Annotated in this window: 11 protein-coding genes; 9 read left to right on the top strand and 2 right to left on the bottom strand. The window is 73.4% G+C overall.

Annotation, left to right across the window (positions count from 1 at the left end; translation table 11 throughout):
• The first annotated feature begins 73 nt into the window (after positions 1 to 73).
• From MYF83_RS00315 to MYF83_RS00300, 4 genes are all read left to right on the top strand, one after another.
• Positions 74 to 748 carry a TetR family transcriptional regulator gene (locus tag MYF83_RS00315; RefSeq protein ID WP_248958070.1) on the top strand — a complete coding sequence of 225 codons (675 nt, stop codon included), beginning with the start codon at positions 74 to 76 and terminating at the stop codon, positions 746 to 748.
• Positions 749 to 1095: 347 nt separating this feature from the next.
• Positions 1096 to 2256: a steroid 3-ketoacyl-CoA thiolase gene (locus tag MYF83_RS00310; RefSeq protein WP_248958069.1), complete on the top strand. Its 1161-nt coding sequence runs from the start codon at positions 1096 to 1098 to the stop codon at positions 2254 to 2256.
• Positions 2253 to 3284, top strand: a complete 1032-nt coding sequence (locus tag MYF83_RS00305) for an MBL fold metallo-hydrolase (RefSeq protein WP_248958068.1) — start codon at positions 2253 to 2255, stop codon at positions 3282 to 3284. The genes MYF83_RS00310 and MYF83_RS00305 overlap by 4 nt, the downstream gene beginning before the upstream one ends.
• Positions 3285 to 3347: 63 nt before the next feature.
• Positions 3348 to 4019, top strand: coding sequence for a FadR/GntR family transcriptional regulator (locus MYF83_RS00300; RefSeq protein WP_248958067.1), 672 nt, complete (start codon positions 3348 to 3350; stop codon positions 4017 to 4019).
• A 37-nt stretch (positions 4020 to 4056) separates the two neighbouring features.
• On the opposite strand, the gene MYF83_RS00295 is transcribed toward MYF83_RS00300, so the two are convergent.
• On the bottom strand, positions 4057 to 4905 hold the full coding sequence (locus tag MYF83_RS00295) for a glutamine amidotransferase-related protein (protein WP_248958066.1): 849 nt from the start codon (positions 4903 to 4905) through the stop codon (positions 4057 to 4059).
• Positions 4906 to 4980: 75 nt separating this feature from the next.
• Here MYF83_RS00295 and MYF83_RS00285 point away from each other — a divergent pair, with 75 nt between their 5' ends.
• From MYF83_RS00285 to MYF83_RS00275, 3 genes are all read left to right on the top strand, one after another.
• Positions 4981 to 5892: a LysR family transcriptional regulator gene (locus tag MYF83_RS00285; RefSeq protein WP_279338905.1), complete on the top strand. Its 912-nt coding sequence runs from the start codon at positions 4981 to 4983 to the stop codon at positions 5890 to 5892.
• Between the two features lie 100 nt (positions 5893 to 5992).
• On the top strand, positions 5993 to 6340 hold the full coding sequence (locus MYF83_RS00280; protein WP_248958065.1) for a YciI family protein: 348 nt from the start codon (positions 5993 to 5995) through the stop codon (positions 6338 to 6340).
• A 1-nt stretch (position 6341) separates the two neighbouring features.
• Positions 6342 to 7589 (top strand): RNA polymerase sigma factor, encoded by a 1248-nt coding sequence (locus MYF83_RS00275; protein WP_248958064.1) that lies wholly within the window; start codon positions 6342 to 6344, stop codon positions 7587 to 7589.
• Here MYF83_RS00275 and MYF83_RS00270 read toward each other — a convergent pair.
• Complete coding sequence (locus MYF83_RS00270; protein ID WP_248958063.1) at positions 7528 to 8589, bottom strand: LysR family transcriptional regulator; 1062 nt, start codon at positions 8587 to 8589, stop codon at positions 7528 to 7530. The genes MYF83_RS00275 and MYF83_RS00270 overlap by 62 nt on opposite strands.
• Positions 8590 to 8662: 73 nt before the next feature.
• Here MYF83_RS00270 and MYF83_RS43540 point away from each other — a divergent pair, with 73 nt between their 5' ends.
• Together MYF83_RS43540 and MYF83_RS00260 are read left to right on the top strand one after the other, a co-directional pair.
• Complete coding sequence (locus tag MYF83_RS43540) at positions 8663 to 9628, top strand: EamA family transporter (RefSeq protein ID WP_248958062.1); 966 nt, start codon at positions 8663 to 8665, stop codon at positions 9626 to 9628.
• A gap of 93 nt (positions 9629 to 9721) precedes the next feature.
• Complete coding sequence (locus MYF83_RS00260) at positions 9722 to 11221, top strand: serine/threonine-protein kinase (RefSeq protein ID WP_248958061.1); 1500 nt, start codon at positions 9722 to 9724, stop codon at positions 11219 to 11221.
• Positions 11222 to 11232: the final 11 nt, after the last annotated feature.

Genomic DNA, 11232 nt, shown 5'->3' with positions numbered 1-11232 from the left:
CATGCAAGACAGGCGTTCTTTGTGACTGACGAGTAACAAGCCCTACCTGCGCTTAATCCGGTAACGTGTTCTCATGCGCCATTCGCATGCCGGCACCGCAGCCGTCCCCGCCGTCATCGGCGCCGACGGCGGTGACCACGCGGTGCACCCGCCTCCGGCGGCCCGGGTCTCCTCCGGGGTCCGCACGCGCAGCCAGCACCAACGGCGCAAGCGCATCGTCCAGGCCGCGGCCGCGCTCGCATCACGAGGCGGCGTCGAGGCCATGCAGATGAGGACCGTCGCCGAGCGTGCCGGGGTGGCCCTGGGAACGCTCTATCGCTACTTCCCCTCCAAGATGGACCTCCTGGTGGCCGTCGTCGGGGAGGAGATCGACCTTCTCGAGAGCAGCATCGAGCGGCGCCCGCCCAGCGCCGAGACCCCGGACGGCCGGGCGGTCGACGTGCTCATGCGGGCGACCCGCGGCCTGATGCGCGAGCCCGAGCTGGCCGACGCGCTGATCCGTTCCCTCATCATGGCGGAGGTTCAGGTCCCGTTCGGCGACCGCATTGCCGTCCTGCTTCTGCGCGTCTCGGGCAACGGCCTGACGGCGGAGTCGGCCTCGGAGGAGCAGTTCGCCCTGGCGGGCTCGCTGGCGAGCGTGTGGGTGCAGGAGCTGCTCGAGATGCTCCGCGGCCGGCGCACCTACGAGCAGATCCAGCGCCGCATCGAAATCGCCGCCGGGCGCCTGCTGGCCGGCTTCAACGGCTGACGCGTTCTGGCCGCCGGCCCGCCGTGCCCGGCACAGCGTGACGCTTCGCCTGCCCGCGATCGCGCCGGCTCCGCCCGGGGGTCAGACATCGGAGATTCATCCGGGGAGCCTGGTCGTACAACCCCGAGACCAAGAGCTTCGACGCCTTCGTCGCCAATCCGCACTACGACCCGCGCGTCTGACGGGCAACATCCCCATCGACTCGGACTGAAACGGACATCCCCGCGCCGTGACGCGCGAGGTATTCGGGGCGTCCCACGGCCGGGGCCTCCGCAAGGCTTCCGTACCAAAATAGAACAAGTTACAGTCTCGACCAGAACAATGTTCGAACGTTGAGGAGGCCCCGCATGGGCACGCCGGTGATCGTCGAGGCCGTACGCACACCCATAGGCAAGCGCAACGGCCGGCTGGCGGGGATCAAACCTCAGGCGCTGCTCGCGGCGGCCCTGAAGGGCGTCGTGGAGAGGTCGGGCATCGACCCGGCGATCGTCGGGCAGGTGTTCGCCGGGTGCGTGACCCAGGCGGGCGAGCAGGGCGGGCACATCGGCCGCCACGCGTGGCTCTACGCCGGCCTGCCGTACCAGACCGGGGTGACGACGGTGGACGCCCAGTGCGGCTCCTCCCAGCAGGCCGTGCACCTGGTCGCCGCCCTGATCCAGGCCGGCGTGATCGACGCCGGCATCGCCTGCGGGGTCGAGGTCATGAGCCGCCAGCCGCTCGGCAGCAACGTGCTGCCCGCCAACCCCCGGCCGGACGACTGGTCCATCGACCTGCCCGACCAGTTCACCGCCGCCGAGCGCATCGCCCGGCGGCGCGGGCTCACGCGGGAACAGCTCGACCGGTTCGGCGCCCGCTCCCAGCAGCTCGCCGCGAAGGCCTGGGCCGACGGCCGGTTCGATCGCGAGATCATCCCCGTGACGGCGCCCGTGCTGGGCGAGGACGGGCAGCCGACCGGCGAGACCCACACGGTCACCAGGGACCAGGGCCTGCGTGAGACCACGGCCGAGGGGCTGGCGCGGCTCAAGCCGGTGCTCGGCGAGAACGCCCTGCACACGGCGGGCACCTCCTCCCAGATCTCCGACGGCGCGGCGGCCGTGCTGCTGATGAGCGAGGAGGCCGCGACCCGGCACGGGCTGCGGCCGCGCGCCCGCATCCTCGCCCAGGCGCTCGTGGGCTCCGAGCCGTACTACCACCTGGACGGGCCCGTGGACGCCACGGCCAAGGTCCTGGCCATGTCGGGCATGACGGCCGGCGACATCGACCGGTTCGAGGTGAACGAGGCGTTCGCGGCCGTGGTGCTGTCGTGGGCGTCGGTGCATCATCCTGAGATGGACCACCTCAACGTCAACGGCGGCGCCATCGCGCTCGGCCACCCGGTGGGCGCGACCGGCTCGCGCCTGATCACAACGGCCCTGCACGAGCTGGAGAGGTCGGACTCCTCGACCGCCCTGGTCTCGATGTGCGCCGGAGGCGCCCTGGCCACCGCCACCGTTCTCGAGCGCACGTGAAGACCGGACGCAGGCTCTACAGCGCGCAGCGGCCCGCCGACCTGGGCGGCGGGGTGTGGAGCGTCCCGGTCCCGATCCCCGGCAATCCGCTCGGGTACACGCTGGTGTACGCCATCGAGTCCCCCGCCGGGCCGGTGCTCGTGGACGCAGGTTGGAACCACGAGGACGCCTGGGCGGCGCTCCGGGACGGGCTGGCCGCCGTCGGCGTGGACGTCCGCTCGGTCCGCGGGGTGGTCGTCACCCACCACCATCCCGACCACGCCGGGCTCGCCGGGCAGGTGCGCGAGGCGTCGGGTGCCTGGATCGCCATGCACGAGGCGGACGCCGCGCTCGTACGGCTCATCCGGGGCCTGCCCGACGGCTCGCACCGCGACTTCCAGGCCGAGATGATGCGGCGCGCGGGCGCCGGGTCCGACGCGGACGCCGTCCAGCGCTCCGCCCGGCCGGACGCGCCCGCGCAGCCCGATCTGGAGCTGCGGGACGGGGACCTGGTCGACCTGCCGGGCCGCGTGCTGCGCACGGTCTGGACGCCCGGGCACACGCCGGGGCACGTGTGCCTGCACCTGGAGGACGCCGACCGGCTGTTCACCGGCGACCACGTGCTGCCCGGCATCACTCCCCATATCGGCATTTATCCGTACGACAGGCAGGACGTCGACCCGCTCGGCGACTTCCTGGCGTCGCTCACGCGGGTGGCCGAACTGGGAGACACCGAAGCCCTCCCCGCCCACGAGTGGACCTTCCCCGACGCGGCGGCCCGCGCGGCTGAGATCCGCGACCACCACGAGGACAAGCTCCTCCGGCTGCGCGACCTGATGGCCGGGCTCCCTGGAGAGCCGTTGACGATCTGGGAGGTCGCCGAGCGGATGACCTGGAACCGGCCATGGTCCGACCTCGGCCCGGCGCAGCGCGGCATGGCGGCCGCAGAGGCCGCGGCACACCTGCGGACATTGGAGGTCCGTGACGAGGTCCACCGCACATCTGGCGCTCCCGGCGATCCCGTACGGTTCACAGTCACGTCATATTGACCCCATACACTCATAGACATCGGATGTCTGGGCGTGGGTTGAACTCCAGAGGTGGGTGACTCCGTGGCGGTCACGGACGCGGCGATCGACAAGATCAAGGGAATGATCGTCTCGGGTGAGCTCGGCCCCGGCGCGAGGCTCCCCAAGGAGGCCGACCTCGCCGAGCGGCTCGGCCTGTCCCGCAACTCGCTCCGCGAGGCCGTCCGCGCGCTGGCCCTGATCAACGTGCTGGACGTGCGGCAGGGCGACGGCACCTACGTCACCAGCCTGGAGCCGCACCTCCTGCTCGACGCCCTCTCCTTCGTGGTCGACTTCCACCGCGACGACACCGTGCTGGAGTTCTTCCAGGTCCGCCGCATCCTCGAACCCGCCGCCACGGCCATGGCGGCGGTCGCGATGGGCGAGCGGCAGGTCGAGGAGCTGCGGGCCATCTTCGACGCCCTCCCCGACGAACCGAGCATCGAGCAACTCGTCGCCAACGACCTGGAGTTCCACCAGCACATCGCCAAGGGCTCCGGCAACACCGTGCTCTGCTCGCTCATCGAGAGCCTGTCCGGCCCCACCACCCGCGCCCGCATCTGGCGCGGCCTCACCCAGGAGGGGGCCACCACCAAGACCAGGGAGCAGCACGCCGCGATATACGAGGCGATCGCCGCCCGCCAGCCCGACGTCGCCCGCGCCTGGGCCACCGTCCACGTCGCCGGCGTCGAGGAATGGCTCCGCCGCGCCCTGTGACCCGGCCGCCTTTGTCCCGGCTCGGCGAGCATGCCGGTCAGGTGGCCACGAGCGTCCGGGCGTGCTCGGTCGCCGCGGCGGCGAAGGCGCGGATGATCGGGTGGGGACGGGTGCCGTCGCCCGCCAGTTCGGGCTGGAAGAGCGTGCAGAGGAAGAAGGGATGGCCGGGCAGCTCGGCGATGCGCGCCTCTCCCTCGTCGTCGTAGCCGGTGAAGCGCATGCCGTGCGCGCGCAGCGTGCCCAGGTGGAGCGGGTCGAGCCCGTACGAGCAGTTGTACCGCTCGATCGTCCGGTTCGTCCCGAGTACCCGCTCGGCCAGCGACCCGGGCGTGATCCGCACCGCGCTCTCGTGCCCGGCGAGGGAGCACGCCAGCGGCACGATGAGCGGCGTGTATCCGTCCGGGGTGGACCCGGCACCGCGCCCCTCTCCCGCGGGCGGCGGCATGTCCTCCTCGCGGTTCTCCTCGTGCCGCGCGCCCGTCATGCCGCAGACGTCCCGGGCGAACTCCAGCAGGGCGTGCTGGAACCCTCCGCACGTGCCGAGGAAGGGCACGCCGCCCTCCCGCGCCGCCCGGACGGCCGCGACCGCACCGGCCTCGCTGCGGTACGGGCTGCCGGGCACCAGCCAGACGCCGTCAAAACCGCCCAGCGCGTGCTCGTCCTCCGCGTCACGGCTCGGGATCCAGTACGCGTCCAGGTCGAGCCGGTGCCGCTCGCGCAGCGCGTCCAGCAGCACGGGGATGCGCCCATGCGCCCGCACATGCGCGGAACGGTCGCCGACGATCGCGATGCGGGCGACGTGCGAGCCAAGGAACGGGGCAGGGGCCGGTACGGCGGCGGCCGGAGCGGGGGCGGGGGTCTCCGGTTCCGGCGAGATCTGTGACATGAGGACATCGTCACGCCTACAGCCCGTTAAGCGCCAACGATGATTCCCCATTCCCGCATAAGAGACACTTATCGAATGGACCCCCATCTCCTGCGCACGTTCGTCGCCGTCATCAGATGCGCGTCGTTCTCCGCGGCGGCCCGCGAGCTGGGCTACACGCAGTCGGCGGTGTCCCAGCACGTGGCGGCGCTCGAGTCCGATCTCGGCGTGGCGCTGCTGCACCGGCGGCCGGTCGGCCCGACCGAGGCCGGCGAGCGACTGCTGGAGCACGCGGCGCCGATCCTGCTCCGGCTGGACGCCGCGCGCGCCGACGTGGCCGCGGTCGCCGGAGAGCCGCCCGGCCGCCTGACGGTCGGCGCCTCGCCCCTGGCCGTGCCGCACCGGCTCGCCGGCGCCCTGGCACGGATGCGCCGCACCACGCCGAACCTGGACCTCACCCTGCGCGTCGCGGGCCGCCAGGCCATCGTCGCCGCCGTCATGGCCGGAGAACTGCATCTCGCGCTCGTCGACGGGGTGACCGCGCCCAGCGACCCGCTCCACCTGTCCGACCTCGGCGCGCTGACCACCATGGGGATCGCCGAGGGACCCGTCATGGTGCTGCTGCCCGCCGGGCATCCCCTGGCCACACGGAGTGCCCTGCGGCTGCACGATCTGGTGGACGCCCGCTGGATCGACGCGCCCGACGTGGCCGCGCCGCTCGCCTACCTGCGCGCGGCGGTGGGCTCCGACGGCCTGCGTGTCTCCCTGGACTACGCGGGAACCGACACGGCATCCCTCTTCGCGCTGGTCGCCTCCGGCCACGGCCTGGCGGTCGTCCCCGAAACGGCCCTTCTGGCCGGCCCCGGCACGGGCCACTGCGTCGTCGCCGGTTCGGTCGTGGCCGTGCCGGTGGCCCTGCCGCGCCTGGTCCACCGGACCGAACTCCTCCACGGCCGCCATATCGCCCCGGCCGCGACGGCGCTCGTGAAGGCCCTGGGGAGCATGTAGCGAAAATCTTCGCGTGCTCTGTCGATCTGGGCGGGTGGCGCGCGTCGGTAGGAGTACCAAGCCCGGACGCAGGCCGGGCACAGGACGAAAGGACCGCATGATGGCGAAGTACCTGGTTCTCATCTACGAGGACGAAGCCTCCTGGACCGGGGCCGGCCCGGAGGACTTCGACCGGACCTACAAGGAGCACACCGCGTTCGGCGAGAACAACGCGGCCGCGCTGCTCGGTGGTGACGCGCTGCACCCGACCTCCACCGCCACCTCCATCCGCAAGGACTCCTCCGGCGACTTCCTGGTCACCGACGGGCCGTTCGTCGAGACCAAGGAGGTCATCTGCGACTACTACCTCATCGAGGCGGCCGACCTCGACGAGGCGATCGCCGTGGGCAAGCAGGTCCCGGCGCCGTACGGGGGCGTCGAGGTCCGTCCGGTGCAGATCTTCGAGTGACATGACGCCGGCCGTGGCCGCCGCGGTCGCGGACGCGCACCGTCGTGAGTGGGCCTTCGTGCTCGCCGCGACGGTGCGCGTCACGCGCGACCTCGACCTGGCCGAAGAGTGCGTCCAGGACGCGTACGCGAAGGCGCTGACGACCTGGGGGACGCGCGGCGTCCCGGCCAGCCCGGGGGCCTGGCTGACGACGGTGGCGAAGAACCGTGCCCTCGACCTGCTGCGCCGGGACGCGACGATGCGCAGGTCCCTGCCCCTCCTGCTGGACGACCGGATCGAGACAGCCTCGGACGAGACGGACGAGACGGGCGGGCACGAGGTGGCGGACGACCGGCTGCGGCTGATCTTCACCTGCTGCCACCCCGCGATAGCGCCGCAGGCGCGGGTCGCCCTGACACTGCGCCTGCTGTGCGGGCTGACCACGGCCGAGGTCGCGCGCGCCTTCCTGGTCAGCGAGCCCACTATGGCGGCCCGCATCACCAGGGCCAAGAAGAAGATCGCCGCCGCCCGCATCCCGTATCGCTTGCCACCGGCCGAGGCGCTGCCCGCGCGCATCGACGCGGTGCTCACCGTCGTGCACCTGCTGTTCACGACCGGGCACACCGCCCCGGCGGGCGACTCCCTGGTCCGCCGCGACCTCGTGGAGCTCTCGCTCGACCTCGCGCGCATGCTGCGGACGCTGCTGCCGGACGACGCGGACGTCGCCGGTCTCCTAGCGCTGATCCTGCTGACCGACGCCAGGAGCGCCACCCGGGTGGCACGGGACGGCCGCCTGCTGCCGCTCGCCGAGCAGGACCGTTCGAGCTGGGACCGGACCGCGATCGGCGAGGGGGTCCCGCTCGTCCAGGAGGCGCTACGGCGGCGCCCGCCGGGCCGCTTCGTGCTGATGGCCGCCATCGCGGCCGTCCACTCGGAGGCGCCGACGTGGGACGCCACCGACTGGAGCGAGGTGGTGGCGCTCTACGACCTGCTCGTACGGATCTGGCCGTCGCCGGTGGTGGCGCTCAACCGGGCCGTCGCCGTGGGATTCGCCGCCGGTCCCGTCCGGGGGCTCGCGGAACTCGACGCGCTCGCCGCCGAACCACAGCTCGCCGGTTACGGCTACCTCGCCGCCTCCCGCGCCGACTTCCTGCGCCGTCTCGGGCGCACGGCCGAGGCCCGCACGGCCTACGAGGAGGCCCTGCTGCTCACCGAGAACGCCCTCGAACGCGACTTCCTCGCCGAACGCCTCGCGCGGCTCGGGGACTGACCGCCGCACCCGTCTCAGGTCCGGCAGGGGACCCCGGTGATCGTCCCAGGCGGGCGGCCTGCCGCTGGAGCGCGGCCAGCAGCGGGGTGCTGCCGGTGCCGCGGCGCAGGGCGGCGTACAGGCGGCGGGACGGGACGGACGGGCCTCGCAGCGGGCGCACGCACACCCCTGGGGCGTCCCCGGCGCCGATCATGCGCGGTACGAGGGTCACGCCGAGGCCGCAGCCGACCAGAGCCAGGACGGCGTTGAAGTCGGTGGCGCAGTGCGCGATTCGGGGCTGGAAGCCCGATCCCCGGCATGCCGCCTCCAGCACCTCGCGGCAGGCGGTCCCCGGTCCGGACACCACCCAGTCGTCCTCCGCCAGCGCGGCCAGATCGAGCTCGTCCCGCGTCATCGCGTCGGGGGCCGGGGCGGCGGGAGACGGCGGCACGCCTGGAGGTCCGGCGTGGCCGCGGGCCAGAGGGTGGCAGGAGGGGAGGGCCGCGTCGAAGGGGTCGGTGAGCAGCTCCACGAGGCGGACGCGGGGGTCCTCGTGGCGGGGCAGGCGCGAGGAGGACATCACGACGATCAGGTCCAGGTCGCCCTGGGCCAGGAGGGGCAGGGCGACCTCCGTCTCCACCTCGGAGATCTCGGTGCGCCACCCGGGGTGGGTCTCGCGCAGCGCGGCCGCGGCCGGGGCGAGGAGGTGGCGGATCGCCGAGGGGAAGCCGCCGGCCCGTTCGAGACCTATGCGGCCCTCGGCGTGCGCGGCGAGATCGGACCGCGCCGCCTCGAGCTGCGCGATCACCGCGTGGGCGTGGGCCAGCAGCACGTGTCCCGCCCCGGTCAGCCGCACGCGCCGCCCGTCCCGTTCGAGCAGCTCCGCGCCCGCCTCCTTGGCGAGGACGGCGAGCTGCTGCGAGACCGCCGACGGCGTCAGGTGCAGGGCGCGGGCCGCCCCCGCGACCGTGCCCTGGGCGTCGAGCTCCTGGAGGATGCGCAGCCGTCGTACCTCGATCATGTAGAGAATCTACCGGTAGTGGGGTAGAAGAAATAGCTGGACTGCACGATCGGCCTCCGTCGAGACTCGTCGCGTGCGTCCCCTCCATGCGTTCCTCGCCGTTGCCGTCGCCGTGATCTGGGGCGTCAACTTCGTCGTCATCGAGATCGGCCTCGAACACTTCCCGCCGCTGCTCTTCGCCGCGCTGCGGTTCACCCTGGTGGCCCTCCCGGCGGTGTTCCTGGTCCCGCGTCCGGCGATCCCCGCCCGCTGGATCGTCGCCGTGGGACTGTTCCTCGGCGCGGGGCAGTTCGGCCTGCTCTTCACCGCCATGCACCTCGGCTTGCCTGCCGGGCTCAGCTCCCTGGTGCTCCAGGCTCAGGTGATCTTCACGGTGTGCTTCGCCGCGATGGCCCTCGGCGAGCGGCCGGGCCGCCGGCAGCTCCTCGGCATCGCGGTGGCCTCGGCCGGGATCGTGGTCATCGCCTTCGGCAGGGGCGCCCACGTGCCGCTACCGCCCCTGCTGCTCGCCCTCGGCGCCGCCGCCTGCTGGGGTGTGGCCAATGTGTGCATCCGGCGGGCGAAGGCGCCGGCCGGCCCGGGGCTGCTCGTCTGGTCGAGCCTGGTGCCGCCACTGCCGCTGCTCGCGCTCTCCGGCCTGATCGAGGGCCCGGACCGGATCCGTACCGCGTTCACCACCTTCCACCTCGGCTCCCTCGCCGCGCTGGCGTACGTCGTCGTGCTCTCCACGTTCGTGGGCTTCGGCGCCTGGAACGGGCTGCTGCGCCGCTACCCCACCGCCACCGTGGCGCCGTTCACCCTGCTCGTGCCCATTGTCGGCATGGCCACGGCGCGCGTGTGGCTGGGCGAGCAGCTGAGCACCGGGGAACTGCTCGGCGGCGCGGTCGTCCTGGCCGGTCTCGCGACGCTGGCCGTACGGACGCGGCAGAAGCCCGCGGACCCGCCCCCGCCCCTCGCCGAACCGCGCTCGCCCCTGACCGGCCCCCGCCCGGCGCCGGCCGGCCCGCTCCGGCCCTTGACCGACCGCGCCCGGCCCTGACCTCGCGGCCGCCACCGGGCGAGACGGCGGCGCGTCCCCGTCCCGCCGATCAACGTCCCACGGGACGGGCGCGGCCGTGGTAGGCATGGGCACATGTCCACCCCCGTCCCCCTTCGCGCGGAAGACCCCCGGCAGCTCGGCGGCTACCGTCTGGTCGGCCGCCTCGGCCGGGGCGGCCAGGGAATCGTGTACCTCGGGGAGTCGCCCGGCGGCGCCCGCGTGGCGGTGAAGCTGATGCACTCGCGGCTCGACGAGGAGAAGGCCCGCCGCCGGTTCACCGACGAGGTCGAGGCGGTGCGGCGGGTGGCGCCCTTCTGCACCGTCCAGGTGCTGGACGCCGACCTCGACGGCGACCGCCCCTACATCGTCAGCGAGTACGTCGACGGCGTCTCGCTGCAGGAACACGTCACGACCCAGGGGCCGCGCACCGGAGGCTCGCTCGACCGCATCGCCGTGGGCACCGCGACCGCGCTGGCGGCCATCCACGAGGCGGGTGTCGTCCACCGCGACTTCAAGCCGGGGAACGTCCTGCTCGGCCTGGACGGGCCCCGCGTCATCGACTTCGGCATCTCCCGGCTGATGGACACCGCGACCACGACGGGCAGGGTTCCCGTCGGGACTCCGGCGTACATCTCGCCCGAGCAGCTCAAGGGCGAGCGCGCCGGGCCGTCGGCGGACATGTTCGGGTGGGGGCTCACGGTCGCCTTCACGGCCAGCGGGCGGCACGCCTACGCCGCGGACTCCTTCGAGGCGATCCTCGGCCGCATCCTGTTCGGGCAGGCCGACCTGGACCCGCTCACGGGGCCGCTGCGCGAGATCGTGGTCGCCTGCCTGGACCCCGACCCCGCCGGCCGTCCGAGCGCCGAGGAGGCGCTGCGGCACCTCATCGGCAGAGGGCCCGCGGCCGTCCCCGCGTCCGGCGCCGTGCTGGAGACCGGGGCCATCCTGGCCGCCCGGCCGCTCACCCGTGAGCCGGAAGCCCCGGCGACGCTCCCGTTCGACCGCTACCCCGGCCACGACGACGCCCCGGCCACCCTCACCTTCGCGCCGGTCACCGATGGTGCCCCGGCCGGCGGTGGCGTTCCGGTCACCGTCGCTTCGGGCCGGGACGAGGACGCCGGTGACGAGATGGCGGACCCCTCCCATCGGCCGGCGCGGCGACGGCGAGCGAGGATGGCCGGACTGGCGGGGCTGGCCCTCCTGGTGGCCGGAGCGGTCACCGCGGCCGCGTGGTGGTGGCCGGGGTCCGGCGCCGGGGAACCCGCCACGCCGTTCTCGTACGCGGGCAGGTGGACCGGCAGCGCCGAGCATCCGACGGCCGGGCGGGTGTTCCCCGTGGAGATCCGCTTCGCGGAGACCACGACGGCGGGGACCATGAAGTGGGGCGCCGACCTGCACTGCACGGGCCGGCTGACCCTCTTCGCCCCCAAGGGCGCGGCAACGGCCTACCGGCTCGACCAGGTGCGCGGCGACCAGTGCCATCCGGGAACGGTCCTGCTCTCTCCGCAGGGCACCGACCGGCTGGCTTTCCGCGTCACCGGGACCGGGGACGCCGCACCACGGTACGCGGGAACGGCCGCCCGGATCACCTGATCCGGCCGGCC

The sequence above is a fragment of the Sphaerisporangium perillae genome (assembly GCF_023276435.1).
Classification (GTDB): domain Bacteria; phylum Actinomycetota; class Actinomycetes; order Streptosporangiales; family Streptosporangiaceae; genus Sphaerisporangium; species Sphaerisporangium perillae.
Note: the sequence above shows the minus strand (reverse complement) of the source record. Positions and strands in the feature narration are given on the sequence as shown.

Coding starts and splice junctions, on each gene's coding strand:
- MYF83_RS00315 (WP_248958070.1), top strand. CDS start 74: ATGCGCCATTCGCATGCCGGCACCGCAGCCGTCCCCGCCGTCATCGGC.
- MYF83_RS00310 (WP_248958069.1), top strand. CDS start 1,096: ATGGGCACGCCGGTGATCGTCGAGGCCGTACGCACACCCATAGGCAAG.
- MYF83_RS00295 (WP_248958066.1), bottom strand. CDS start 4,905: ATGTCACAGATCTCGCCGGAACCGGAGACCCCCGCCCCCGCTCCGGCC.
- MYF83_RS00285 (WP_279338905.1), top strand. CDS start 4,981: ATGGACCCCCATCTCCTGCGCACGTTCGTCGCCGTCATCAGATGCGCG.
- MYF83_RS00280 (WP_248958065.1), top strand. CDS start 5,993: ATGGCGAAGTACCTGGTTCTCATCTACGAGGACGAAGCCTCCTGGACC.
- MYF83_RS00275 (WP_248958064.1), top strand. CDS start 6,342: ATGACGCCGGCCGTGGCCGCCGCGGTCGCGGACGCGCACCGTCGTGAG.
- MYF83_RS00270 (WP_248958063.1), bottom strand. CDS start 8,589: ATGATCGAGGTACGACGGCTGCGCATCCTCCAGGAGCTCGACGCCCAG.
- MYF83_RS00260 (WP_248958061.1), top strand. CDS start 9,722: ATGTCCACCCCCGTCCCCCTTCGCGCGGAAGACCCCCGGCAGCTCGGC.